Origin of the sequence: Streptomyces sp. NPDC056169 (assembly GCF_042268445.1) — a bacterium.
GTDB lineage: Bacteria > Actinomycetota > Actinomycetes > Streptomycetales > Streptomycetaceae > Streptomyces.
On record NZ_JBHJUO010000006.1, the window covers coordinates 219,261 to 245,447 of the forward strand.

Here is a 26,187-nt window from a genome sequence, read left to right on the forward strand (position 1 = left end):
AATGACCTCTTTCCCTTGTCGCTCAGGCGGTGTCGGGCAGGCTCGCGATGATCACGGTGGCGTCCAGGTCGTCGTCGGTGGCGACCCGTGCGAGCAGGCCGGCCCGCGTGACCGCGGCCACGGCCTCGTCGGCCTGCCGCTCGCTCGTCTCGAACAGCAGGACGCCCCCCGGAGCCAGCCACTCCGCCGCCTCGGCGACGACGCGCCGCAGGACCTCGAGACCGTCCGCGCCCCCGTCGAGCGCCACGCGCGCCTCGTGGTCGCGGGCCTCGGCCGGCAGCAGCTCGATCTCCACCGTGGGGACGTACGGGACGTTGGACAGCAGGACGTCCACGCGGCCCTTCAGCCCGGCGGGCAGCGCCGCGAAGAGGTCGCCCTCGAAGACCTCGCCCCCGGCCGGAGCGACATTGCGCCGGGCGCACCGGACGGCCGCCGGGTCGACGTCCGCGGCGTACAGCTCGGCCTCGCCCAGGGCGGCGGCGAGCGCGACCCCCAGCGCGCCGGAGCCGCAGCACAGGTCGACGACGACCGCACGCTCCGGAGCGAGCTCCGCCGCCTGCCGGACGAGCGCCTCCGTACGCCTCCGGGGCACGAAGACCTCGGCGTCGACCTCGATCCGCAGGCCGCAGAATTCGGCGTAGCCGACGACGTGCTCCAGCGGCAGACCGACGACGCGACGCTCGACCATCGCCTCGAGCTCCGCGGCGTCACCGGCCGCGGACATGATCATCCGCGCCTCGTCCTCGGCGAAGACGCACCCCGCGGCACGGAGGCGGGAGACGACCGCGGATTCGCCTGCGGAGTGGTCCAGCGAAGGAATGGACATGAAGGCCTTTCGAAAGAAACAGCAGAGATCACGGAGGTGATCGAGCAAAGGCCTCCACACTATCCGACGGACTCATCTCACCCTTGGGTCAGACCAGTTGCCGAAGGCGACGCGGGGCCCGTGAGGAATGCCCAGGTCCTCGGCCTGGGCATCCCGAAGCCCGGGTGTCACGGCGGTGACGACCGGCCGCGGCGGACGTCAGAGTGCGGGTTCGTCCTGGGTGTCTGTCGGCAGCAGGGCCAGGAGCTGTCGGGTGTGGCCGGGCAGTTCCCCTTCGGTGAGGCCGGAGATCAGGTCCATGAGCCGTACGGGTTGATCGACGAGGGCGGTGTCGTGGGAGAGGAGCAGCGTGGGGACCTGGGTGTCGAGTTCGGGCTTGCTCAGCGTCGCCCCGGCGAGGGTGCACAGGGCGTCCGCCTGGACGTGGATACGGTCCCGGAGGCCCGAGCCGCCGCCGGTGAGCCGGATGACGCGCTCGATGGTCCAGGTGTCCTGCGCGATGCGGTTGTCGTAGGTGGTGTTCGCTCCGGCGGTGACCGCGGAGACGGTGGCAAGGGTGGTGGCGGTGACGAGGGAGACGTGCGACAGGATCTGGTCCGCGTTCCATTCGCCGGGCGGCGGGTCGAGGGGGGCGGGCGAGTCGGCCACGGCCGTGGCGGCGTCGAGCAGGGTGCGGTAGGCGTCTCGCAGCTGTGCGATGTCCATCAGTTCGTCCATTCCTGGTGGGGATACGGGGGGATACGGGAGGTCAGACACGTGTGGTGGTGGGGGCGGGGATCGTCTCGTCCGGTACGGGCCGCGTGCGGGCCCGGCCGGGGATGACGAGGGCGGTGGCGGCGGCGAGGCCGGCCATGGCCGCGCTGACGGCGAGGGCGGCGGAGAAGCCGTCGGTGAAGCTGCGGGCGGAGTCGTATCCGCCCGAGGCGGTGAAGGCCGCGACGAGCAGGGCCACGCCGAACGCCCCGCCCAGCTGACGCAGGGAGTTGAAGGCGCCGGACGCCCTGCCGAGGTGCTGAGGTGCGACGCCGCCCATGACGGCGCTCTGCGTCGCGGGGATGGCCAGCGCCACCCCGGTCCCGGACAGGACCAGGGCGGGGACGAGCTGCCCGTACGGGAGTCCCGGCCGGGCCGCGGCGGCGATCTGCAGCATGGCCGCACCGTGCAGGACCATGCCGAGACCCAGGACGGGCCGCTCCCCGTACCGGGCCACCAGGATGCCGGCGAGTCGGGGCACCACCGCGGTCATGGCGCCCCACGGGGCCAGGCGGAGCCCTGCCTCCAGGGGATCGGCGTCGAGCGCGGTCTGGAGGTACTGGGCCATGAAGTAGACGGAGCCGAAGGTGGAGGCCCAGAGCAGGAAGATCGCCACGTTGCCCGCGGTGAAGGACCGGGAGCGGAACAGGCCGAGGGGCAGCATGGGGTGTGCGGTGCGTGCCTCCCAGCGGACGAAGCCGGCGAGGAGCAGCGCGCCGAGGGCGAGGGCGCCGAGTGTCCGGGCGGAGGTCCAGCCGAGCGCGTTGCCCTGGATCAGTGCCCAGACCAGCGTGAACACGCCGGCCGCGGACAGGCCGAGCCCGGGAAGGTCGAGCCGGACGGCCGGCCCGCGCGTGGCCGGGATGTGACGAAGGATCAGTACGGCGAGGACCGCCACGGCGGGCACGTTGATCCAGAAGATCCAGCGCCACGAGAGTCCCTCGCACACAGCGCCGCCGAGCAGGGGCCCGGCGGGGACGGAGACGCCGACGACGGCCGTGAACGACCCCAGGGCGCGGGCCCTGCCGGCCGGTCCCACCGCCGCGGTGAGCAGGGTGAGGGCCAGGGGCATCACCGCCGCGGCGCCGGCACCCTGCACGGCCCGCGCGGCGATCAGCGAGCCGGCTCCCGGTGCGAGCGCGCACGCCACGGAGGCGGCGCCGAACAGTCCGAGGCCGAGGGTGAACAGCCGTCTGCGGCCGAAGCGTTCCCCCAGCGTGGCGGCGGTCATCAGCAGGACCGCGAAGGAGAGGACGTACGCGTTCACCATCCACTCCAGCTCCTCCGAGGAGGCATGGAGATCGGTGCGGAGCACGGGGAGCGCGGTGGACACCACGGTGGCGTCGAGACCCACCAGCAGGGCGGCTCCGGCGGTGAGCCGGAGCACCCAGGCGGGGCTCGCGTTGTCGGGCGACATGCGGAGACCTTCCGGTCGGGGATGTGCTGTCATCCGGTACTGACACCGGCGGCGTACGGATCGGAACGCGGCCCGAGATCCGTCCGGTCCGGGGGCCGCGTTCCGATCCGGTCCCGGGGCCGCGTTCCGATCCGGCCCCCGGACGCGTTCCGATCCGGTCCCGGGCCGCGTTCCGATCCGGTCCCGCGCGGTGTCATAACAGACGGCGGCGGAAGAACGCACCCGATCGAGCCGCAGAACCGAGGAGCCGAGCATGACGACCGACCCCGACCTGCAACTGGCGCTCGCGGGCGACGCCGAGGCGTTCCGCCGCCTCACCGAGCCCTACCGCAGGGAACTCCAGCTGCACTGCTACCGCATCACCGGCTCGGTTTCCGACGCCGAGGACCTGGTGCAGGAAACCCTCCTGGCCGCCTGGCTCGGCCTGGCCGGCTTCGAGGGACGCTCGTCCGTGCGCGGCTGGCTGTACCGGATCGCCACCAACCGCAGCCTCAACGCCCTGCGCGCCACCTCCCGCCGCCCCCGACCGGCCGCCGTGACCACCGCGTCCGCGCTGCCCGAACCGACCCGGTTCGGCGAGCCGGTCTGGCTCCAGCCCTACCCCGACCACCTCCTGGACGACGTGCTCGACGCCTTCCCGGACCGGCGGCCGAGCCCCGAAGCGCGCTACGAGCTGCGCGAGTCGGTCGGCCTGGCCTTCGTCACCGCGCTCCAGCACCTGACACCACGGCAGCGCGCCGCCGTCGTCATCTGTGACGCCCTCGGCTTCTCTGTCGCAGAGGCCGCCGGGATCCTCGGCGCCGGCGCCACCGCGGTCAAGGGCATGCTTCAACGCGGCCGGGCCGTGCTGCGCGAGCACCGAGCCGAGCCCGGACGGCAGCCTGGCACGGGCTCGGCCCGCGAGCGGGAACTGGCCGGCCTGTTCGCCACCGCCCTGGAGGCCGGCGACACCGACGCCGTGGTCGCCCTGCTCTCCGAGGACGCCTGGCTGACGATGCCGCCCGAGCCGCAGCAGTACCACGGCCGCGAATCGATCCGCGCCTTCCTCGCCGACCGCGAGCAGGCCCGTGGAGTGCCGCTGCGCGCCATTCCCGTACGCGCCAACGGCCAGCCCGCGCTCGGCTGCTACCTGCCCACTCCGCCCGCGGCGATCGTCCGCCCCTACGGACTCATCGTGCTCACCATGGACCGGGACGCGATCACCGCGATCACCTGGTTCCGCGACACCAGCGTCTACCCGGCCTTCGGCCTCCCCCACTCCCTCCCCGACGACCGCCCCCGAAAGCCCACGACCGGCACGACGCCCTCCTGAGCACGACGCCTCTCCCCCCCCAGGAGTTCATGCCATCAGCCAACGACTGTGACGGCACCGCACGCGCCTGCCCCGGATCCAGCACACTCAATGGAAGGCCGGCACCGGCTGCACCTCCGAGCGATCCTTCGCATAGCACCCACCATTCACCAGCACCTCAGCCCAGCTCCAACGCCCTCTCCACGGCGGTCGTCTCTCCGGCTTGGGCAATGTCTCGCAGATACGGGAGCGCGGCGACGAGGACGGCGTTCACTGGGCGGGCCAGGTGGTCTCGCCGTCGCAGAACTGCACGATCCGGCTGATCGTGCTGCGTGACAAAGGATCTGGCGCGGCGCGGCAAAGCGTTCTGAACGCCTTCGCGAAACTGGGTGAGTGGAGAGGGGATCGAGCGGTTCGGCATGGTCGCTCTCGATGTGCCGCCGGAGGTAGACCTCGCAAAGGTCCAGCGACTCCTCGATCACGGCGTAGCCCAGGAGTGGTGGGACATGGAAGAGGGCTGCATCACCGACGCCTGGCGGGCAGCACGGGCCCGATGAGATGCGCGCGCTCCGGTCACCCGCCGACAGTGTCAGCACAAGTCCCGTCCGGGCAGAGGCAGAGCGGCATGCGTTGCATCCGCCGGGCCGCCTCTTCGAGCCCAGGCCGCTCCTGGGCTCGGCGGGAGGTATCCGGGTCTGTGAAACTGCGGTCCTACGTTCCGTCGGCCGATCAGAGCGACGGGAAGCAGCGTCACACAGTCGGCAGCCGCTTGGTGGTCGCTGGTCAGTGATCGAATGCGTCGAGGTGCCGACGCAGCAGGTCACCGATGTCTTCGCGGCCCCCTTCGACTGGCAGCGGCGAGGGGGTGTCCTCGCCGTTCGCCATGGCGAGGCTGCTGGCGAAGCGCACGAGGTTGGGCGCCGGGGCGAAGGAGTCACGCAACCAGACGGCGAAAGCGCCGGCTTCGTCTGCGGTCACGTCGGTGAGGGTGATGTAGGCGTAGTCGGGCTCGGTGATGGCCGCGGTGCCGTCCACCCACACGTCCGGCGCCAGCTCGATCTCGAAGTCCAGGACGGTCATCTCGTGGACGCCGGACCGCCGGTGCCCGATGGTGGGGTCGGGGAACGCCTCTCGCAGCGCCCGCTCCAGGGAGTCCAGCGTGGCGGGCCAGGCTCCGCCGTTCCCCTCGGGGGGATAGAAGGCGAAGTTCGTCCGGATGTTTCGTTCCGTGGCCATGGTCTTCCTTGTTCTCAGGGGACGTACCGCGTCGAGCCGGGCGTGCCCGTCATCGCCATCATGGACTGCCGGTAGACGGCGTTGTCCCTGCCGTTCGTCACGATCTCCAGGCCCTTGATCTCCCTGTTGGCGGGGTTGGCCATGGCCTGTTTGTAGCGGACGAGCTCCTTCTCGTCACCCGCGTACATGGAGTCGACGACGGGGTCCCACGCGATCTTCCCCTGATTGTTGATCTTGACGGGCTTCGCCAGTGTCTCCTCGACCCGGTCGAGGGTGCGGAAGCTCTTCTTCGTGCAGTCCGGGTCCCGTACGTGCTTCGCCTCGACGAGGTGGCCGTCGAGGGGGCGTATGCCGTCCACCATGAGCCCGCGCTTGCTCCCGAGCAACGGCACTTCCCGCTCGGGGTAGCCGGCCACGCGGAGCTGGTAGGCGTTGTCCGGGGCCGCCGGGCCACCGCCGCCGGCCAGGCCGCCGGGTCGGAGGGTATGCGTCCACGCGCGGAACTGCTGCTGCTCTGCCGCGGTGAGGAGACGGGTCGTCCCGGGGACCGGTGGAATCGGGTCGGCGAAGGAGATACCCGGGTCGACTGGGTTGATCATCGGAGCCAGCGCCGGGACCTGCCCGGTGTACGACGCGAGGACGATCGGGACGGGTACGGGAATCGGCGCGGGGATGAGGGGCGGCAGGAGCGGAAGTCCGGGGATGGCGGGCGCCGCCGGCGGATCGGCGGCGGGGAGCTTGATGAGGGCGGCGGACGAGTCCAGTGCATGTCCCACGGAGCCGAGGTCCCGGATCCAGGAGTCTCCTAGTACGGCATCGAGCAGTCCGCCGTCGTATCCGTTGCCGCCGAACATCGGCTGGTCCCAGGGCATGTCGACCGCGAAGAAGTCCAGCTTGCGCTCGGCGATCTTCCCCTTGGCAGCCTCCACGTGCTCGGCGTACCGATCGCATGCCTTGGCTATCTGCGCGCAGGCCGCGACGAGGTTCATCACAAGTGGCTCGCCTTCCTCGGCCTTCGCCGGCGGGCAAGTGAGGCCGACGCTGTACTTGACGTACGTCTGGAAAGCGTCGGCGGCCTCGCCCGAGTGTGCCTTGCTCGCCGTGAGGGCGTAGGTCTGCGCGTCCTCCAGGAAGCGTTGCATGAGCACCCCGGCGTGACGCCAGGAGCCGGCGACGTCCCGGATCTTCTCCGGCGAGCCACGGAAGCGGTCACTGCCGCCGCTGGGGGCGTACTGCTCGTACCAGGCGGTCTCCCCCACCACCTCGGGGAGCTCCTGGCCCAGCCCGAGGTAGTTCTCGGTGCAGTCCGCACCGGGGTCACCCATTCCCGCCGTGAGGTCGGCCTGTCGCCCAAGGAAGGCCGAGACCTGCCGGCTCTCCTCGGCCATGAACTCGCGGGCGTTACGCATCAGCCCCTTGCTCGTCTCGCCCAGGACGTAGGAGCTGAAGCCCATCTTGTCGAGCGTCGCGGCGGCTGCCGAGACGTACACCTTGGCAAAGGCTCGCCCCGCCTCGTCGTCGCCTGCCATCCCCTGTTGTCGCGCCAGTTCGTGGCCGACGGCAATGGCCGTGTCACGTGCTCCCCGCATCGTGTCGAGAAGCCCCATGGACCCGCGGATCATTCCTTCCGCGATGAACTTGACGTCCGGAGCAAGACCGGTCACCGTCGCACCCCCTTGCAGACGTGAATCGTCAACCTATCTCAGGCATGTGGCATCGTCTGGGCGGTGTCAGCTGCTCGGCTCATTGCTGTCGGCGAACAGGCGGAAACCGAGCAGTGGCACCCCGTCAGGGTCGACGTCGTCGGGGGCGGGTCGGCCTTCCAGAAGGAAGCCGAAGAAGGCGCGCAGGGCTTCGTTGCCCAGTTCCAGCGGGTGGAAGGGCAGCGCGTACGGCTCCTCGTCCCACTCCGGGTCGAACTCCACGGGACGGTCACCCGCCCAGTACGGCGTCTCGAAGGAGAACAGGTCGCCGATGTTCTCCGCGATGCCGCCGTCCGGGGAGAGGCTCAGCGAGCGGACCAGACGGCCGTCTTCCCAGACCGCAAAGGCGAGCCAGTCCGAGACGCTGTGCATCGCGTGCAGGATCATGCGGCGTCCTGCTGCCGTTTCCAGGAGGTGCGTCGACAGCTCCGACGGGCGGTCGAACATCAGGCGCCGGTCGCAGACCAGATCCACGCCCTGAAAACTTGCCGCGTACGTGAGGCCGTCCGGCGGGTACGTTGCCTCTCCCAGGACCTCCCCCCTCCGTCGGATCCGCACGACAGCCCGGGAAGACCCGGGCGATCAGCGCCGCTGTGTCCTCGGCTGTCGGCTCACCGGCCGCCCTTCAGCACCAAGGCCACATCTCCGTCCGCGTACGCCAGTAGCGCCGTCTTCGCTCCCATGCGCTGCACGCTATCCGGAACCACCGACATTCCAGCTGTCCCGAAAACGCCCGAATTGTGGGCGGCGCCCGGCTACCGGCCGCGTCCGCGCAGGTCAGAGCCACCCCGCTCCCCCACCCACCAAGCGCCTTCCAATTATCCGCTCTATCGGCAGGTCATCAGTTCACAGAGCACGTCGCACACCCTCCCTCGCAACCCTTCGCGAACGGAATGTCTGCGGCGCCCGGTAAGTTGGCTCCTTCTCAGGGATTGGGGCGCCGGTGGCGGAGCGCGGAGGTCAGGCAGCAGCAGATGGATTCCAGTATCAGTACCTCGTCACGCTGGAAGCGCTCCTCGATGCTGCGGAAGACCGCGTCTCTGGAGTCGCCGCCGCACTGATCGAACCGATGATCACCGCAGATCAAGATTCGACCGACCCCGACGCAATCGACTTTGAGCTTGTCGACCACGAGCGCACCAGCCTGCACGCCGTACAGGTGAAATCCGGCGGTTCAGGTGCGGAGATGTCGGCTCCCGACGCCTTCGGCATCCTCCTTCGAATGATCCGCGCACGTCCCCGGGCGCGGTCATACCAGCTGATCACGAATATGCGACTCCATCCCAAGGCCGTGCAACTGAACCGGATCTTGGGCATAGACGATCCACACGAGCTCCGCGAGCGGTTGCAACGGTTGATGGATCGCAGCCGCTGGCGTCAAGAACCTGCGGCGATGAGCGACGAAGAGGTGAGCCGTCTACGTCACGCACGAGTCTCGGTGGACCTCCGGGAGCGGTTTCAGCTACGCGATCAGCTTCGGGAGAGGATGCGACGGCTTCGCAACGAGCATCGCAGCGGTCTCGGCTACGAGTCTGCCGGCCGCCTCACGAATTACCTGGCGTTCGAAATCCACCGCCGCGCTTCGGGGGAGTTCGACGGGTTGTTCTCGCTCGCAGAGTTCCGCGAGGAACTCCTGACCCCGGGGCGCCATCTTGCTTATGAGCTGGGCGAGTTCGACTGGGGCATCATGGTCAATGCGGTGCCCGCTCCTCCGGACGTCCCCCGCCCGGACCTTATCGGTCACATCCGTGCGGCGCTGACCGGCGGCCGAGGGGAACGCGCGGTGAGCACCTGCGCGGTACTCGGCCCCTCCGGCATCGGTAAGACCAGTATCGCCGCCGCGTATGCCCACGACCTGGCAGATTCCTACGACCACATCTTCTGGGTCAACGGCGAAAGCAGCACATCCCTGCGCGCCTCCTTCCAGGGCCTCCATGACTGGCTGCTCCCCCGCAATAGCTATGACGCCGGTGCGGACACCAGCAGGCTCCGCGACCGGGTTCGTACCTTGCTCAGTGCCTCGGCGCGGCCTTGGCTCATGGTCATCGACAATGTCGTTGACCGTCGGCTCCTGCAGCCTTGGATGCCGACCAGCGGCCGTGGCCACGTCCTCATTACCTCGACCAACCAGGCCAGTTGGGCAACTCACCGGGCCAAGGTCGTGGTTCAGAGCATGACTCCCGATCAAGCCACGACACTGATCCGGATGCGCCTGAGCCAAGACAATGACTGGGACGCTCTCAGCGAACGGACTGCCTCAGATCTGGCACAGCGCCTGAAGTACTGGCCACTGGCTATGGAACTCGCCTGCGGCCATCTCGCCGGCTGCGAGTTCGGACTCAACGAGGCAGCCCGCTATCTCGAGCAGATCCGTGATTGGGCACTGGACGACACGGCCTCCATCCCGGATGGATACCCCGAAACGCTGGTCGGAGCGATCCGGTTGGCTCTGCAGCGGCTGATGGACAAAGACGAGCTGCAGCCAGCGTCCACAGGCGCAGCCCACTCACTCTTTCCCGCGGCATACTTCGCCTCCAGGCAGATACCGATCTGGCTGCTCTACTTCTCCACACTGATGTCCAGCGACAACGCCATCCAGGCCGGCCTTCGCCATCCGGCGGTCTTTAGCCCGGCAGCCAAGGTCCCCTTCACCGCCCACGAGATGCATCGCGCATTGCGCACCGAGTCCCTGGCCCAGCGCGATGAACCACTGTGCACGCTGCCCCAGCAGGAATGGTCGACCGCCCACTGCGAGGGCATCGATGACACCATCAGCATCAACGAGATCGTGCAGCACGTCATCCGCACACTGGCAGAGCGCAGCAGCGACGTGCCCGAAATCCTGAGCCAGGCCGCCTTCCACGCTCAGGGCTGGCTGACGGCATTCATCGAAGCGAATGACGAGAAGCACCTCCTCGCCGTCCTGCCTCACGTACAGAGCCTTGACGACCATGCAAGCCGGCTGGGCATCGCCACCGACACCCTGGCTGTCATGTGGGGCAACCTGGCTGGGGCGTACGTCCTGCGAGGGAGGCTAGACGATGCCCGAGAGGCATTTGAGAACGAACTGGCATACCTGCTTACCCGCAAGGAGCCCGCGCCCTTGCTGGAACTCAAAACCCGCACCCAGCTCGCCGACGTACTGCGAAACACCGGAGAAGCGTCAGCGGTATGGCTGCAACATCTCCACCGTGCCCGAGACCTTGCCTTTCAACTGGCCGACTCCCGGCCCGAGGACGTCTCCCTGGCTGTTGCGAACTGCCTGACGATCCTCGCCAGTCACAGCGGCCGTGGGGCTGCGCAACCAGAGGTGCAGACCCTCGCCAACGATCTCGAGTCGCTGCGCCAACGGATGCCGGGCACCCCCCGCTCGCAGGTTCAGCGCGAGATCGGCCAGATCACCTTCGCGTTGAGCACCGGGCACATGTCGGACGAGGAAGTAGCGCAGCGCTGTCGGTCACTCCTCGAGGGCGACAGCCTTCCCCGCCCGCAGCGCCTACAAGTGACCGGGTTGCTCACGGAGGCCCTGGCGTTTCAGCATCGATGGGGCGATGCCCTGGAACACCTGCAGGCCCTCTACGAGTACATGGTCAAGTGGCCGCTGCACCCACAGTTGATGGCCAGGACCCTGCACAATGTCGGTCTGCGTGTGGGGCTGGCCGTCGCCTCCGGCGTGCCCGAGTGCCGCACCGCGTTCACTGTTCTGATCGGCGGAGTCGACCCATCGCCCGCCCCTGAGTGCCGGCCACTCCTGTCCACTCTCCTCAACATGGTGACGCACATGCCTGCCGGACACCTCGGTCTGGAAGCCGAGGTGACATGCATGCCATACAAGATGCAGACGCTCCGCCTCCTCGATGCCGTATGCGATCAGGACCACGACAGGCTTCGCACGATCCACGGGGACCTGGCCAATCACGACTCGGCGGCCCTCGCCCGGGACAACGAATTCGGTTGGCGGCTGCTCTCCGATGCCGTCACAGCGTCGGCTGTCAGCATGACGCTGCGCGGTGCTTGATCTGTTCAAACCGGTCACCCTCGTGATTTCTTCGCTCGGGCTGCCGGTGAAGGTAAAAGAGCGTTCTGTTCTGGTAGGGGTGCTTGGTAACTGGCGCGATGCCGGCCGCTTGGGGTGGCCCGTGCTGGCAGGCGCTGGTCCCGGAGGGGCCGGACGACCTGTTCCTCGCCGGCGACCCGCACCAGCGGATCTACGACGCCCGGGTCTCCCTGCGCTCGCTCGGCATCTCCGTCGCGGGGCGCGGGGCCCGGCTGCGCCTCAACTACCGTTCCACGGAGGAGATCCTGCGCTGGTCGCGGGCGCTGCTCGACGGGGATCCCGTGATCGACCTGACCGGCGACGAGCCCGACTCGCTGTCCGGTTACCGGTCCCTGCTGCACGGTGAGCGGCCCGTGTGCGAGGGGCACGGGACGGAGTCGGCCGAGGCCGACGCCGTCGTCCGGCGGGTGCGCGACTGGGTGGCGGTAGGGGTCGCGCCCTCGGAGATCGCGGTCAGTGCCCGGTTCCACACGCAGACCGCGCGGATCGGGCAGCGGCTCGTCGAGGCCGGTCTGCCGGTGGTACGGGTCAAGGACGGCGAGTCCGACGACACGGCCGGGGTGCGACTTTCGAGCCTGCACAGCCTGAAGGGACTGGAGTTCCGCTGCGTGGCCGTGGCTGGGGTGACGGCCTCCGCGTTCCCGTTCCAGGCCGCGGTGACGCCGGCCGAGGTCGACCCGCTCCAGCACGCGACGGACCTCGCCGCTGAACGGTGCCTGCTGTTCGTGGCGTGCACCAGGGCCAGGGAGGCGCTGTACGTGTCGTACAGCGGGCGGCCGAGTGCGTTCCTCGACGGGGCGAAGAAGGCTGCGTGAACGGTCCCCGCCCGCCCTGTGAACAAAGTCAATGGTCGTAGTAGCCTGTCGGGCGCAGGGGGAGGACGGGTGGCTTGATCTCGTACCCGCGGTGGGGGAAAGTCCTCGTTCGATCAGAAAACGCCCTGGGAGTGCAGATGTCCACGTCGCGTGCCGTACCGGTGACCTTGGCGGAAATCGCCCGTCTCGCGGGTGTGGGGCGAGCCGCCGTGAGCAACTGGCGGCGGCGGCATCCTTCGTTCCCCGAGCGGATCGCGGGAACCGACGTCAACCCCCAATTCTCCATGACCGACATCGAGAACTGGCTGCGCGACAACAAGAAGCTCAAGAAGTCCGCCGAGCGGGAATGGCTCTGGCCGCGCTTCGAGGCTCTCGGCGGGCGCGACGAGACCGGGGCAGTCATCGCACGAGTGGGGCGGCTCCTCTCCGGCCGAGAGGAAGAGGAGGGCCAGGAGCTTCCGGACGAGACGCGAGCGCTGATCCGACGGGCCGTGGAACTCGGGCGGAGCGAGGGGGGCGCGGAAACGTTCACGTTCCTGCTGCGCCGTTGGCTCGACGTCCACGTACGCCAGATCGCCACCACCCCGGAGCCACTGGCCGCGCTCATGGCGGACCTCGCCATCGCGGCGGCGGCCGGTGTGCGGGGCGGGGCGCGCGCCGTCGGCCAGGGCGGTACGGGCCGCACTGGTGGTATCGGCGGCACGGGCCGCATCACGGTGACGGACCCGGCCTGCGGCACCGGTCACCTGCTCGCCGCAGCGGCCGAAGCGGTGAAGGCGTCCGGCGCCGGGGCGGTCACCCTCCTCGGCGGGGACCGCGACCCCGTGCTCGCCGCACTCGCGGACGCCCGCCTGGCCCTCGCCACGAAGGAGGGGGAGGCAGAGCGGCCTCTCATCGATGTGAGGGCCGGTGACTCGCTGCGCGACGACCCGTTCGCCGACACCCCCGCCGACATCGTCCTATGCAATCCCCCCTTCAACGAGCGGGACTGGGGATACGAGGAGCTGGCCACCGACGTCCGCTGGAGCCACGGCCTGCCCCCGCGCACCGAGCCCGAACTCGCCTGGGTCCAGCACTGCCTGGCAGGGCTGCGTCCCGGTGGCGCCGCCGTGCTGCTGCTGCCGCCCGCCGTGGCGGCCAGAAAGGCGGGCCGACGAATCCGTGGCTCGCTGCTGCGCACCGGCCATCTGCGGGCCGTCGTCGCGCTGCCGCCGGGATGCGCGGCGCCGCACAGCGTCTCCCTGCACCTGTGGGTGCTGCGGATGCCCGCACTCGGGGAGGAGGCGCGGGCGGGTGGCCGGCTGGTGGTCGCCGACGCCGCGTCACGCTTCCCCCGGACCTCGGCGCGGGAGTGGATCCCGGACTGGGCGGCGATCAGCGCCTTCGTACGCGAGGCCGTCGAGGAGACCGGCCCCCCGGAGGCTCCCGCCTATGTACGGCAGGTACCCGTCATCGAACTCCTCGACGACGAGGTCGATCTCACCCCAGGACGCCACATCGCCCCGTCACCGGCCGACGCCGTACCTCGACTGGCGGAATCCTGGAGGGAGTTCACCGGGATCTCCGCGAGCGTGGACAGGTCGGCCCGGCTGCTCGCGGCTCTCGGACTCGCCACGGCCACGGCGGACACGCCGACGGCGACCACGGTCGCCGAACTGGCCCGGGCCGGGGCGCTCACCTTGCGCGGCGGAGGACAACCGCCGGAGGCGTCGATCCGCACCGGCCCGTCGCCCGAGAACGGCATCCCACTGCTCACCGTCCCCGACCTGCTGATGGACGGGGAACCCCGAGGCTGGCTCGCCCCCGCCGACGCCGCGGCCCGTGAGGCCGTGATCGCCGAACCCGGGGACATCGTGGTGGTGGGGGTGGCCCGGAAGTTCTCCGCCTGGGTCCACGAGGGGCCGCCGACCGCCCTCGGCCCACAACTGCACGCCGTGCGGGTGCAACCGGAGCAGCTGGACGCCTGGTTCCTCGCGGGTTCGCTCCGGGCGCCGGCGAACGCCCGGCAGGCCGGAACGCACACGACGAGCTCCTCCCGCATCGACGTCCGCCGCCTCCAGGTCCGCCAGGTGCCCCTGGGCGAACAGCGGCGCTACGGCGAGGCGTTCCGCGAACTGGACTCCTTCGAGCGGATGGTGCGCCGCGTGGCGGACCTCGGCGCGGATCTCGTCCGTGACCTCGGCGACGAACTGGCGGCCGGACGCCTGGCGGGCGGGGCATAGGGGGGCGGTTCCGTCCGCCGCCCGCCCCGCACGCGCCGCCTCTGCGATGTACGGTCACGCCTCCATGTCCGGGCCGGCGAGCCGCGCCGCGAGCTGGGCGTCGACGGTACGTCGTACGGCCTCGACCCGTGCCCCGAGGTCCGACGGCAGGCCCGCGGCCGTGTGCCCCGCCGTGTCGACCGCGGTGATGACTGCCTCCAGTTCGCCGAAGGCGAGGCGGCATTCGGCGAGGCGCAGGCGGATCACCGCGCGTTCGGCCCGCTCGGCTGGACCGTCCCCGTGGATGAGGTCGTCGTCGATCCCCTGGTAGAGGCGGGCCGCGGAGCCGAAGTCACCGGCGAGGCGGAATCCGTCCGCCGCTCCCTGCCACACGCGGCGTACCAGGGGGCGGCGCTCTCCCCACTCCTTGCGGACCCGCGCCGTCAGCCCGCGCAGACGTCCAGCTCCGTCGCCCGGTTCGCCGGAGGCGATCTCCGACTCGGCCTGCGCGCAGAGCTGTTCTACCGCACAGGTGTCCAGCCACTCGTCCTCGCCGGGCGCGGCTGCGGCGGGCGGGACGGCGAGAGCGGGGCGCGGCCGTGACACCCTGTCCGGTGGCAGGCGCAAGGGGGCGGTGGGGTCGGGGTGGGTGCGCGGCCGGGGCTCGGGGTCACCGGGCCGCGGCCCGAACGGGGCGAGGACCCTCAGGACCTCGTCGACGGCCGGGCGCTGCTCGGGTTTCTTGGCCAGCATCCGCACCACCAGGTCGTCGATCTCCTCGGGGACGCCGGCGGCGTACACGCTCGGCGGCAGCGGCTTCTCGTGGAGGTGCTTGTCCGTCAGACCGGAGTCCACGCCGAGCGGGAACGGGGGGCGCCCGGTGAGGAGTTCGTAGAAGATGCAGCCGAAGCAGTAGACGTCCGTACGCGGGGTGGGCTCCAGCTCCAGGAGCTGCTCGGGCGCCAGATAGCCGCGGGTGCCCAGTGTCGAACCGTGCGCGGTGTACCGCGTGGCGTCGGCGCGCAGCGGTTTGGCGATGCCGAAGTCGATGAGAACGACCGCGCCCTCGTCGCCGATCATCATGTTCGCCGGCTTGAGATCCCGGTGCACCACAGGAAGTCTGTGCGCGCAGGCCAGTGCCCCGGCCATCTGTACGGCGACGGCGACCGCGGCAGCCAGGGGCAGCGGGTTGTGCTCGTCGAGGAAGGTCCGCAGACTCACCCCGGTCACCAGACGCATGGCGATGTACGGCATGCCCTGGTGTGATCCGCTCCCGTACAGCTCCGTGATGCCCGGGTGGTCGAGCGTGCCCAGGAGATCGGCCTCGCGTCGGAACCGGGCGTTCCTGACGGCGAGCTCTGCCTCCCGCTCGTGCGCGTCGAGGCAGTACAGGGCCTCGGAGTCGTGGCGCAGGAACTTCACCGCCACCTCCCGGCCATCTCCGGACACCTCACGGGCCCGCCAGACCTGAGCCATCCCGCCCTTGCCGAGCGAGTCCTTCAACTCGTAAAGCCCGTCGATCAGATCACCCGCGCCGGGCTTGTACGCATCCGCGTCCACCGCCGTACCCCTTCGCACTCCTGCGCCATCAGGCGCACCAGAGTAGCGTGAAGGATTCACCACACGGGGCATCCATGGACTGAGTTCACAGATGTATGGCATGCTCGGACCCTGCCCGGATCTCTTGGGAGTCTCCTCGTTCCGGGCACCTTCCTGCCCATGCCGCCCTCCACGGGGGTCACCATGCAGAATTCATCGGGCGTCACCGGCCACGACTGGCTGATCAGGGCGAGCCCCCGGATGGCCCGGCCCGATGCCAAGGCCTGTCCGACCCACCGGCGCACCGCGATGCGCCCCCTGCTCGTCGCCGAACCGCCCGTGCCGTTCCGCCCCGCCCCGCGTGAGGAGTTCCCGTTCGGACCGCTCTTCACGGCCCTCGATCTCTGGGAACACGACAACTGGCCCGTCGAGCGGGTGCGCGAGGAACTCCGCGACACGCGGGGCCCCTTCCGGGGTTGGGGCGCGCCGGTCCACCCCGCCCACCTGGCCTGGACCGCACACGCCCTGGAGCAGTACGTGGCCGCCCGCACCCGGGAACAGGCCGCCGCCGTCGAAGCCGGACTGCCCCCCACCGCGCCGGTCAAGCAGCCGTGGACGTGGCGCACCCGTCGCACGGACGCCCCCGACCCGCGCGGCGCCCGGCAGTACGAACACACCCTGTGGGGCCGCATGTACGCCTCCGCCGACGGGTCGGTGCGCGACTTGTGGCTCCCGTCCATGGGCCGGGCCAAGACCAACCGCCCCGACGCGGAACTCGCGGCCGTGGCGAAGGTGATGGCGTATGGCGCGCCCACGCCCCGGCGCAAGGCGCGCGCCGACCCCCCGCCCACCGCGACCGACGACACACGCTTGCCGGGACTGGTCCGCGTCTTCGACATCGGATGCGCCGACGGCTCCGTGGTGAGACTGCTCTCCGAAGGCCCCGCCGAGGCGGGGCGACGATTCGCGGACGACGCTGCGCCGGCGTTCCTTTCGGCCGCGACCGGCACCGGCGCACAGCCCGGGGAGAGCTGCGTCGACTGCAAGGCCATCGCCGGCTGTACGGACCTGAAGCGCACCCCTCGGTTGTGGGGTGGGGAGCCCCCGGCCCTCGTGCGCAAACGCCGCTCCGTGTCCGCCTGGGACCTGCGCCTGCACGCCGAATGTCCCGCCCAGTACCACCTGGTGCGTCGGCTGCACCTCAACGACCTGTCCACCGAGGACCGGGGAGCACAGCGCGGCCGGGCCGTGGACGCCTGGCTCGACGCACAGCACTCCGAGCGTCCGGTGCGCGGCTGCCGGGACCGCGAGATCCCCGACCTGGCCACGATTCGCACCCGTACGGGGCTCGACGACGCGTCCGCACGCGAGGCCGCGGGAATGCTCGCCGAGCACCGTCTGCTGTGCCCGCTCAACGGACTCGGCGCCGACGAGCAGGTGCTCGTGCAGCACCGGGTGACGGCCTACGTACCCGAACTCGACGTCGTCGTCCTCTCCAAACCCGACCTGGTGCACACCTATCGCGGCCGGTGGATCTGGCGCGAGACCAAGACGTCGGCCCGCCCGCTGTGGGAACGGCGGTCCCTGCTCCACGCCTACCCACAACTGGCCATCGGAGTACTGCTGTTCCATGCGGGAGCGCTCGGGGAGGACCCGCGCCGATCCTGGGTCGAACTGGAACATCTGCGCGAGGGCCACGGCGAGAGCCGGCTCGAACGCGTCGACCCCGGCCGTGCCGAGAACGTCGAGGAAGCCCGGACCGTCATCGCCGAACTCGCCCAACCGCTCCTGGACGACACCACGTACGAGCCGAGGACCGGACGCCACTGCCACGGCTGCCAGGCACGGGCCTGGTGCCGGCCCGGCAGCGCCTACGTAACCGATCATCCGCGCCCGGGAAGTCTCGACGCGCAGACCCCGCCGCGAGGAGACATCCCGACCCATGACTGACCGGCAACTCGTACCGGACTGGCTGTCCAACCCCGACGTCGTTCTGCTGCGGGACGTCGCCACCGCCGTCCTCCACCTGGCGGCCGTCGACCGTCTCGACTCCTTCAGCCTGCCTTACCCCGCCACCGCACAGCGGGCGGTGAACGCCCTGGTGCTCCAGTGCTTGCGCAATGGGTCCAAGCCCCCCGCCGGTGTGCCCGAGATGATGCGCTGGGCCCGTGCCCGCCCCCTGGGCAGCTGGCCGCTCGACCGGCTGCCCACCCATCTGTTCGACGCCGCCGACCGGCTGATCGACGAGGACTCGGGAGAGCCCACGCAGCTCTGCCACGAACTCGCTGTGCGGGGATACGGCGACAGCACCGGACGGCAGTACGACCGCTTGGTGATCCACGAGGCGCTCCGCTCCTGTCGTGCGGTGTCGGCACCCGAGTCGTACACGGCCTTCCGCCGCCTCCTGGTCACCCGGCCTGTCCTCACCGAGGAGGACTGGGTCGAGGTCAGCACCGATCTCTTCCTCGACCCGGTCCGCTTCCTCATCGAGGAGATCTACGCACCCGTGCCCCTCGGGTTCCGGCGGGGCGGCTCGTACCTCTGCTGTCACCGTTGTCTGACCCTGCTCCACCCGGTGTCCGACACCGAGTGGTGGTGCGAGCGTGACCAGTGCCGGTACCGGGGGCCCGCGCCGCACGGCCGGGAACTCGTCGCGTCGGAGGTCGGAGAACTGCGTCAACTGCGCAAGCCCCTCAGGCAGTTCGTCACCGGCCCCGGGCAGGCGGAGACCTCACTGGAGCGTGAGCTGCGTGCTCTGGGGCTCACCGTCGAGATGTGGCCCGGCTTCGACGCGTACGACCTGCGGATCACCTTCCCCGACGGTCACGTGTGGGCCGTCGACGTCAAGGACTGGGCCCACCCCGCCTTCCTCGGGCGCTCCGCGACCGCGGTCCGCTCCGAACCCCCGTACGACGAAGCCTGCTGGGTGGTGCCCGGCTTCAGGGTGCGCGCGCGCCGGGACTACCTCGACATCTACGCCAAGGAGCGAGGCGAGGAGGCCGGCGGCCTGCGCCTGCTCACGGACGACCAGCTGAAGCGCGCCGCGCGGCTGCGGCTGTCCGGCCGACGCGGGACCGACTCGTCCATCGGACCCCACCCCACCGACCTGGTCCCGCCCCCGAGAACGGACCGGAGAACCGGACATACGGCGTCGTCGCCGGCCGGAGAACACACGACGCCGACCGACGGCGCCGGAAAGGACGGAGCGAACCATGCGTGACCGCACCAGCTGGTACCAGCCGGTCGTCGCCGCACTGGGCCCCTGGCCCGAGGAGCACGCCCGGACCCGACCCGCCCTACTCTGCCAGGTCGAACTCGCCCTGCGGCTGATGGAGACCGTGGCACCCGGTCACGCCGCCGAGGGCGCGTGGACGCTCCTCGGCGGTTACGGTCTCCCCTTCACCCGTGCCGCGAAGCTCCCCACCGGTACGGCCGAACAGCTCGCGCTGGCCGCTGCCCGGCACCTGCTCTGGCCGATGCGCCGCCGCCGGATGTGGCGGCAGAGCCTGGACGCCTACGTCGAACTGCCCGAACGGCTGCGCGCGTACCGTGTCCCGACGGCCGGGGAGCCGGCCTACCGGGTCCCCCTCAAGGTGGCCGCCGACCGCTTCGCCGCCTACGACGCCGCACTCGCGAACCTCCCCGGCTTCGCCGCCAAACCGCTCCCCCAGGCAGAGGCGGGCGAACACCGCTTCATGGACCGCCGCCACCGGCGCACATCCGTCACCGTCCCCGCCGACCTCGTACAGGAGCCCTCGCCCTGCCACCCCCTCGCCGCCGAACGCCCGGCCACCGCAAGCGCCCTCGACGTACCACTGGACGAACTCGCCGACGTGGCACGGTGGATGGACGCGGAGGAACAACGACGCGGCCTGAAGGCGGGAAACTGGGCACAGCGCCTCGACCACCTCGACCTCGACACCCGCACCCCGGACGGGACAGCCTTCGAAGCGGCCTCCGCGTTGCCACTCGACCGGCTCACCCACCTCGTCGGTATGGTCGGCGCCGGCAAGTCGACCCTGATGACACTGCTCGCCGTCTGGGCACACCGGAACGGCCTGCGCATCACACTCGTCGTCGGCGATGTGGCAGAACAGCTGACCCTGACCGAACTGTTCCGCACGCTGAACCTGAGCGCCGCCCTTGTTCAGGGTGGCACGACGCGGCCCCAGCACACCCAGCGGCTGCACCGCAGGCTCGCCGCACGCGGAGCGCACTCGCTGCTGGCCCACACTGGCCCCGTTTTCACGCACCTCAGCACCGCCTGCCCGCTGGACGCCCTGCGCTCACTCGACACGTCAGAGCCTCTGCGCTACACCGACGCGCCGTGCGGCGCCCTCCACCCCACGCGTCGCGAGGAGACCGCCGAGGCGCCGGCCACCGAGCGCGCCGTACGCGAGCTCGAACGTGCCCGGGGAGTCACCGGCAAGGAGGCTCTCCCGGACGACGCGGACGAGGAGGACCTGGGTACCCCACACGCCTGCCCTCTGTGGAGCGCCTGTCCCCGGCACTCCTCCGCGCGCGACCTCGTGGACGCCCTGATCTGGGTCGCCAACCCCGCCAGCCTCGTCCAGACGGCGGTACCACATCAGCTCAACGCTGAGCGTCTGCGCTACCTGGAACTGGCCTGTCTGCGCAGTGACATCGTCATCGTCGACGAGGCCGACCGCGTACAGATGCAGCTCGATCAGATGTTCGCGCCTTCGGCCACGCTCGTCACCACCGGGGTATCCGACTCCTGGCTCGACCAGTTGCAGACCCACGAGATCGCCGAACTCGCCCGGCAGGGGCGACTACAGCTTTCCGACCAGGACGTGGAACGGTGGTCTGCCGCCCTGGACGTCGTCGGATCCGCCGCGGACCGGCTGTACGCCATGCTCATCGATGACGAAGGGCTGCGGAACTGGGCGCAGATCGACTACTTCAGCGCCTGGACGCTTCAGGAGAAGCTGCTGCACGCCTGGTACCCGCCGACGCGAGGCCGGGGAGCGGGGCTGCCGGATCGCACGGACGAAGGGGACATCGAGGACGAGAACGCGCTGTACGAGGACGAGGATGAGGACGGCCTCGGGGGCGACGGCAGCAACGTCCGGGCTCCGGAGTCACCTTGGGCACCGCGCCGCACCGAGATCACCGCGTTCTTCGACACGTTCCGGGACGATCCGCTCGGCGGGCACGGCCCCTACCTGACCCCCGCCGACAAGCTGACCGCCCTGGCCCACGACGTTCTGCACACCCTCGACGAAAGGCGGACGCGAGGCCGCGTCCGCGCGCTCCTCGACTCATTCCTCGTCGGATCTCCGGGGCCGGAGCAGCGCCCGGCACCCCTCACCAGCCATGGCAGGGAACCGGCACTTGAGGACGTACCCCTCACCGAGGAGTGGCGTGAACTCAACGCGCGGCGACTGGAGTTCACCCTCGTCCTCGCCGCGTTGCATCAGCGTCTGGACCGGGTGACGTTCCTTTGGCCGCAGGTGGAGGCCGCGTTGCGGCTCGACTCAGCGAGCCACGAACTGACCCGGCGCCCGCCCCTCGACTACGCGCCGCTGCTGCCCGAAGCACCCATGGGCAACGTCCTCGGCTTCCAGTACCTGGTGGACGAACGGGCCGCCGCCCGCAACAAGGAGGGGCACCGCACCGGAACCCTGCGGTTCTTCCGCTGCGCAGGCGTGGGCCGCGAACTGCTCCTGAACCTGCCCCAGCTCGGCGCCGACCCAGGCCGGGGGCAGTCCGGCCCGCACGTCCTGCTCATGTCGGGCACCAGTTGGGCCGGCACATCCACCCGAGCCCACGTCCTCGCCCCCGTCCGTGCGGTGCTCAAACCGCAGAGCAAGGCGCTGCGCTCCATCCGGGACACCGTGTTCCGCACCGAGTTTCTCCACGACGCGGCCGGGCAACCAATCCGGCTCTCCGGGCAGGACCCCGACCAGCGCGAGGACGTCCTGCGCCTGATGATCGACCAGCTCGCCCGGCCCCGGGGCGACGGAAGTTCTTCCCCGCTGCAGAGCGAACTCGCCCAGATCCCCGACCAGCGCCGCAAGCGCGCGCTGCTCCTGGTGGGCAGCTACGCGGAGGCCCAGGTGGCCGCCACCGCCCTGGATGAGATCCCGCGCTGGCGCGGCCGGGTACGTGTCCTGGCCGCCGACGACGCCGAGCTGGAGACGGCCATCGGCGGCGCGGCACCAGCCGGGAGTCAGGCAGCGAGCCCAGGAGCGGTGCGGCGCGGAGACCTCGCCTCCTTCGCCGATGACCCGGACGCCGAACTGCTCCTGGCCCCCCTCCTCGCCGTCGAACGAGGGCACAACATCCTTACCGCCCCTCAGCGGCCCGGCGAGGAGAAAGTGGCGGCGTTCGGGACGGTGTTCTTCCTGGTCCGACCGCATCCCCGCCCGGACGACCTCTCCCTGGCCGTCTTCGCCATCAACGACTGGGCGACCCGCTTCGTGCGCGGTCAACTGACGACTCCGGAAGGGACGTTCAGCGACTTGGTGACCGCGGCCGGCGGCCTGGAGGCGGCCGGGAGCTCCTTCAGGACCACCGCGCGCCGCGTCTGGCGGCACCTGCTGTCACGGCCCTACATCTACTCCTCCCTCTCCGACGACGAGAAGGAGTCCTTCGTCTGGGACCAGCTCGTCACCATCTGGCAGGTCATCGGCCGGCTCGTCCGCGGCGGCGTACCCGCCCGTGTCGTCTTCGTCGACGCCGCCTTCGCACCCCGGCTCGCGGCCGCACAGGCGCCCGCCGTCGGGCGGGAACAGCGCCGACGCCGCACCAGCGACCCGGGGCTGCTCGTGCGGATGCGGGACGTCCTCGCCCCGTACTTCGCGGACACCGAAACCGCCGCCGTCGGCACGCACCCTGACCCCGCCGACACCGAACTCGTCAAGCTGCTTTACCGCCCGCTGTACGAGGCGTTGTGCGCGCTGGAGGCACCGCCCGGCCCGTGAGGCGCCCGGCCGAAGCACGTCGACCACCTCCGGATCGACGCTGTCGAAGGGCGGCGCGCACCCGATCACGTACGACATCGCAGGAAGAACCCACGTGTACAAGAGCATCCGCCGATCCGCGTATCACCTGGCCGGGGACAGCACCCCCTGGACCGAGGACTTCCGCGTGCTCCCCTTCCCCGAACACTGGCGCGCCCGACTCATCGAACTGCACAACCACGGGCGGGACGAGGAGAAACAACGGCTGATCCTGCCCACCCGCCGACTCGACGGCGTGCTCCAGACCCTCGCCCCCGATGTGATCGTGCGCCCCCGGCCCCGGACCCCCGTCGAACCGGGACCGCAGACCGCCGAGGACTTCTGGATGTACGTCCCCGCCTCGGCGCCCGACCCCCTCCCGAGCCGCTCGATGCGGCAACTCCTCGACGCCTGGCTGCGCACACTCGGCCCCAAGGACGTCGCACAGGATCCTGGGTTCCGCTCGCTGCTCCTCGCGAGCAGCGCAGACCTGAAGGAGAACCTTCCCAAGTGGCAGCCGGTCACCGGTGTCGAACTGCTCAACACCGCGATCACCCCGAGCGGGACCTCGGCCCCCGAGCCGCGGCAGTTCCAGCTCGCCACCGACGCGCTCGCGCGCCGCATCCTGGCCCTCGGCGCCTTCCCCTTCGAGGGCGGCGAACTGCGCTTCCGGGCGCTGCCCCGCGGGCCGCGTGACCAGGGCGCCGAGCTCATGTCGCAGCCCCTGTGCCGGACCATCAAGCGCAAGGAGTGGTGGTTCTCCGTCGTCCTGAACATCTCCCTTCACACCACGCCGTTCGACCCCAGGCCGCGCCTCCATCTCCACTGGGGTGTACGCCGATGGGCCACCCACGCGCGCGCGGCCACCAAACGCCTCAACCTGCCTTACCGAGAGGCCACGACCGTCCACCTCCGGCCCACCATCCCCTGGCTGCCCGGAGCACCGGCCACCGAACGCTACGCACTCGCCCGCCTGCGCCGCGACCGGGCGGCCGACACCTTCGTCTGGTCGGAGAACGACACCGCCGGCATTCTGCACGGACTCAGCCTCGCCGGTAACTTCCCCGACCCCGAACAGCTCCTCACCGAACCGGTCTCCTGGATCGGCGAGGGCCGAGGCGTCCGCGCTGCCGTGGTCCATAGCACCCGGATGGGGAAACACGAGATCGGCACCGGTTTCATGCCCAACCAGCGGGCGCAGCTGACCGAATGGGCCGAGCAGGCCCTCCCTGAAGCGGTGGTCCGGGTACCCGACCTGCTGCGCGGACGCGGTAAGGGCATCGGCGCACCGAAGAACCGGCGCCCCAAGCTCCGAACCGACGAGGCCAAGAAGGCCGAGCTGATGCGCGAGACCCAGGCGCGGCGCGTGGCACTCGCGACACAGTCCCGGATGGCCGGTCACGGACTGGAACAGGACGGTCCGCCAGTGGTGGAGGCCCGGCTGCTGTGGCAGTCGCCCGAGGCGCGGAAGGAGGCGGTGGCGAAGTTCGCCGTGGCCCTGGGACTCGACGGCGACGGCGGCGTCTCAACCGCCCAGGTCACGGAACGGGACTTCGACCAGGCCAGGCCCGGAGCACCGGTCGTCCTCGAATGGCAGACGCCGGAACTCACCCTCCGACTGCGCTGCCTGCCCCTCGCCGATGGCCTCGGCGACCGGCTCGTGCCCGACCCGGCCGTCAAGGGAAAGGGCGCGGCCCTTGCGGCGGCCGTCAGCGAACGCCGCCGTGCCCTGCGCTCATGGCTCCGCGCGGACGGCGCGGACCCCCTCTGTCCCGAGCTCGCCCTGGTGGAGGTCGCGCACCGCAGCACCTTCCGCCCGGCGTCGACGGACCCCAAGTTCGCCGTCCGCCTGGGATGCGCCGACGCCGGACTGCTGACCCAGTTCGTCGTGACGCCGTCCGCCGACCGGCAGATCGACAACGTGGACAGCCTCGACCATCGCACGCACAGCGCCTGGCTCGACGGACTGCGCCAGCTCGGCGTCCGCGTCCTGCCTCAGCACACCCTCGGCGACGACCTCCCCGACGGGCTGCAGTACGCGGCGGTGTGGATGGTGAAGCGCCGCAAGGACGGCCCGACCCGACTGCCCAAGCACCTGCCGGTGGCTGTCCTCGTCACCCCACTGCCGGACGCGGAAGGTCTCGCGGCGGTACGCGGCTGGGACGACAGCGCGGGGGAATGGGTGCCCTATCCGCAGTTCCTCCTCGGCCTGGTGAAGCAGGCCGAGATCAACCCCGAGGCATTCGCGGAACCCGAGACTCCGGGCGACGGCGCCCACTCCGCGGCACCCCGAGTCACCGGCAAGCAGTGGCGCACCAACCTCGCCCAGCAACGCAAGGAGACCGCGGCGTTCCTCCAGCGCGTGCTGCACTCCCTCCGCGGCCAGCCCACCATGCTGATCACCCATGCACAGAACAGCAGGCTGCACTGGCCGTGGCTGCAGGACGGCCAGGCCGAACGGGACCTGATCAAGGCGGGTCACGCCCCGGCAGGCCGGCTCGACGACGAACTCCGTCTCGTGCGTGTACGCGGGTGCGGCGGCCGTGAGACCGCCCAGTGGTGGGGCCTGGCCGAACCTGGCAAGCCGCAGGGACAGCCAGCCGGTTTCTGGGCACAGTCCCCCCAGCAGCATGACAGGGAACCATCAAGGGCGCGAGTCTTCTACAGCACCACCGAGCGTCCCGGAACCCATGCGGTCTCGCCCGCCCTCGATCGCCTTGCCACCCGGGTCAACGCAGCAGGCAACCTCACTTCGCAGGCAGGCACCAATGCCTGGAACCCGACCCTGGTCGAGATCGTAGTTCTGGGCTGTCACGGGGACGACGACTCGACCGCCACCGCACCGGGATCCCCTGACGACGCCGAGGCGCTAGCCCTTGCCGTTCACCAGCTGCGCCAGGCACCGGACTACGCCGCAGCACTGTCCCTCCCACTCCCTCTCCATTTGGCGGGACTGGCCCAGGCGTACGTCCTTCCGACGCTCGCAGAGCGCGACGGGAGTCCCACCGAGGAGGCGATGGAGTCTACTGCGGAGCCGAACGTGGATGATCTGGACCCGGACCTGGCGGACGCGGCGGGACTGGCTACAGAACCCGACGCGCACGACAACGACGGGGCGGAATCCAGTAGCGCATCGTGATCCGCGCAGTTGTTTGATCGCCGGCGGATCTTCCCGTCGTTGCAGACTCGTCCACGAACTGCACCATCCAGCCCGACACGGAGAGCGAACCGCCGGCGGGCGACTCGATTCGAACACCTTGAGGTAGGTGAACGAGCAGCCGGCTCGTCGCGTCCGCGGACATATGAGCAGATCTGATGGAGCTTCGGAACGTGCGTCATTTGAACGTCAGTAGTCCGAAGAGTGCTCTGGTGACGCCAGCACCG

14 protein-coding genes and 2 pseudogenes are annotated in these 26,187 nt (G+C 70.4%); 9 read left to right on the forward strand and 7 right to left on the reverse strand.

Annotated elements, in window-relative coordinates:
* Positions 1-22 precede the first annotated feature (22 nt).
* The 3 genes from ACFC0G_RS11810 to ACFC0G_RS11820 all read right to left on the reverse strand — a co-directional run bounded on the left by ACFC0G_RS11810 (position 23) and on the right by ACFC0G_RS11820 (position 3,251).
* Positions 23-826 carry a putative protein N(5)-glutamine methyltransferase gene (locus tag ACFC0G_RS11810; RefSeq protein ID WP_376401020.1) on the reverse strand — a complete coding sequence of 268 codons (804 nt, stop codon included), beginning with the start codon at positions 824-826 and terminating at the stop codon, positions 23-25.
* 198 nt (positions 827-1,024) lie between these two features.
* Positions 1,025-1,531, reverse strand: coding sequence for a hypothetical protein (locus ACFC0G_RS11815; RefSeq protein WP_376401023.1), 507 nt, complete (start codon positions 1,529-1,531; stop codon positions 1,025-1,027).
* Positions 1,532-1,574: 43 nt separating this feature from the next.
* Complete coding sequence (locus ACFC0G_RS11820; RefSeq protein WP_376401026.1) at positions 1,575-3,251, reverse strand: MFS transporter; 1,677 nt, start codon at positions 3,249-3,251, stop codon at positions 1,575-1,577.
* On the opposite strand from ACFC0G_RS11820, the gene ACFC0G_RS11825 reads away from it, so the two are divergent.
* Complete coding sequence (locus tag ACFC0G_RS11825; RefSeq protein WP_376401029.1) at positions 3,250-4,308, forward strand: RNA polymerase subunit sigma-70; 1,059 nt, start codon at positions 3,250-3,252, stop codon at positions 4,306-4,308. The genes ACFC0G_RS11820 and ACFC0G_RS11825 overlap by 2 nt on opposite strands.
* A 235-nt stretch (positions 4,309-4,543) precedes the next feature.
* Positions 4,544-4,844: pseudogene (locus ACFC0G_RS11830) on the forward strand (DUF4265 domain-containing protein); the annotation flags it as partial.
* Between the two features lie 226 nt (positions 4,845-5,070).
* Here ACFC0G_RS11830 and ACFC0G_RS11835 read toward each other — a convergent pair.
* The 3 genes from ACFC0G_RS11835 to ACFC0G_RS11845 all read right to left on the reverse strand — a co-directional run bounded on the left by ACFC0G_RS11835 (position 5,071) and on the right by ACFC0G_RS11845 (position 7,784).
* Positions 5,071-5,523, reverse strand: a complete 453-nt coding sequence (locus ACFC0G_RS11835; RefSeq protein WP_376401032.1) for a hypothetical protein — start codon at positions 5,521-5,523, stop codon at positions 5,071-5,073.
* Positions 5,524-5,537: 14 nt separating this feature from the next.
* On the reverse strand, positions 5,538-7,187 hold the full coding sequence (locus tag ACFC0G_RS11840) for a restriction endonuclease fold toxin-2 domain-containing protein (RefSeq protein WP_376401035.1): 1,650 nt from the start codon (positions 7,185-7,187) through the stop codon (positions 5,538-5,540).
* Between the two features lie 66 nt (positions 7,188-7,253).
* On the reverse strand, positions 7,254-7,784 hold the full coding sequence (locus ACFC0G_RS11845; RefSeq protein ID WP_376401038.1) for a DUF6928 family protein: 531 nt from the start codon (positions 7,782-7,784) through the stop codon (positions 7,254-7,256).
* Positions 7,785-8,169: 385 nt separating this feature from the next.
* Here ACFC0G_RS11845 and ACFC0G_RS11850 point away from each other — a divergent pair, with 385 nt between their 5' ends.
* The 3 genes and pseudogenes from ACFC0G_RS11850 to ACFC0G_RS11860 all read left to right on the forward strand — a co-directional run bounded on the left by ACFC0G_RS11850 (position 8,170) and on the right by ACFC0G_RS11860 (position 14,320).
* Entirely contained in the window at positions 8,170-11,244 is a 3,075-nt protein-coding gene (locus ACFC0G_RS11850; RefSeq protein WP_376401041.1) for an NB-ARC domain-containing protein, read from the forward strand.
* 115 nt (positions 11,245-11,359) lie between these two features.
* A pseudogene (locus tag ACFC0G_RS11855) lies at positions 11,360-12,098 on the forward strand (3'-5' exonuclease); the annotation flags it as partial.
* 137 nt (positions 12,099-12,235) lie between these two features.
* Positions 12,236-14,320 (forward strand): N-6 DNA methylase, encoded by a 2,085-nt coding sequence (locus tag ACFC0G_RS11860; RefSeq protein WP_376401044.1) that lies wholly within the window; start codon positions 12,236-12,238, stop codon positions 14,318-14,320.
* 54 nt (positions 14,321-14,374) lie between these two features.
* On the opposite strand, the gene ACFC0G_RS11865 is transcribed toward ACFC0G_RS11860, so the two are convergent.
* Positions 14,375-15,859 (reverse strand): serine/threonine-protein kinase, encoded by a 1,485-nt coding sequence (locus ACFC0G_RS11865; RefSeq protein WP_376401047.1) that lies wholly within the window; start codon positions 15,857-15,859, stop codon positions 14,375-14,377.
* A 183-nt stretch (positions 15,860-16,042) separates the two neighbouring features.
* Here ACFC0G_RS11865 and ACFC0G_RS11870 point away from each other — a divergent pair, with 183 nt between their 5' ends.
* From ACFC0G_RS11870 to ACFC0G_RS11885, 4 genes are all read left to right on the forward strand, one after another.
* Positions 16,043-17,788 carry a PD-(D/E)XK nuclease family protein gene (locus ACFC0G_RS11870; RefSeq protein WP_376401050.1) on the forward strand — a complete coding sequence of 582 codons (1,746 nt, stop codon included), beginning with the start codon at positions 16,043-16,045 and terminating at the stop codon, positions 17,786-17,788.
* Positions 17,781-19,058, forward strand: a complete 1,278-nt coding sequence (locus tag ACFC0G_RS11875; RefSeq protein WP_376401053.1) for a hypothetical protein — start codon at positions 17,781-17,783, stop codon at positions 19,056-19,058. Before ACFC0G_RS11870 ends, ACFC0G_RS11875 begins: the two co-directional genes overlap by 8 nt.
* The gene (locus tag ACFC0G_RS11880) at positions 19,051-22,785 is read left to right on the forward strand and encodes a hypothetical protein (protein WP_376401056.1); all 3,735 of its coding nucleotides are present in this window, start codon (positions 19,051-19,053) and stop codon (positions 22,783-22,785) included. Before ACFC0G_RS11875 ends, ACFC0G_RS11880 begins: the two co-directional genes overlap by 8 nt.
* A gap of 94 nt (positions 22,786-22,879) precedes the next feature.
* A complete protein-coding gene (locus tag ACFC0G_RS11885; protein ID WP_376401061.1) occupies positions 22,880-25,942 on the forward strand; it encodes a pPIWI_RE module domain-containing protein in 3,063 nt (1,020 codons plus the stop codon).
* The last annotated feature ends 245 nt before the right edge of the window (positions 25,943-26,187 follow it).

Excerpts from the sequence above, each read along its gene's own strand:
- ACFC0G_RS11810 (WP_376401020.1), bottom strand. The coding sequence starts at position 826 with ATGTCCATTCCTTCGCTGGACCACTCCGCAGGCGAATCCGCGGTCGTC.
- ACFC0G_RS11815 (WP_376401023.1), bottom strand. The coding sequence starts at position 1,531 with ATGGACATCGCACAGCTGCGAGACGCCTACCGCACCCTGCTCGACGCC.
- ACFC0G_RS11825 (WP_376401029.1), top strand. The coding sequence starts at position 3,250 with ATGACGACCGACCCCGACCTGCAACTGGCGCTCGCGGGCGACGCCGAG.
- ACFC0G_RS11820 (WP_376401026.1), bottom strand. The coding sequence starts at position 3,251 with ATGCTCGGCTCCTCGGTTCTGCGGCTCGATCGGGTGCGTTCTTCCGCC.
- ACFC0G_RS11835 (WP_376401032.1), bottom strand. The coding sequence starts at position 5,523 with ATGGCCACGGAACGAAACATCCGGACGAACTTCGCCTTCTATCCCCCC.
- ACFC0G_RS11860 (WP_376401044.1), top strand. The coding sequence starts at position 12,236 with ATGTCCACGTCGCGTGCCGTACCGGTGACCTTGGCGGAAATCGCCCGT.
- ACFC0G_RS11870 (WP_376401050.1), top strand. The coding sequence starts at position 16,043 with ATGCAGAATTCATCGGGCGTCACCGGCCACGACTGGCTGATCAGGGCG.
- ACFC0G_RS11875 (WP_376401053.1), top strand. The coding sequence starts at position 17,781 with ATGACTGACCGGCAACTCGTACCGGACTGGCTGTCCAACCCCGACGTC.
- ACFC0G_RS11880 (WP_376401056.1), top strand. The coding sequence starts at position 19,051 with ATGCGTGACCGCACCAGCTGGTACCAGCCGGTCGTCGCCGCACTGGGC.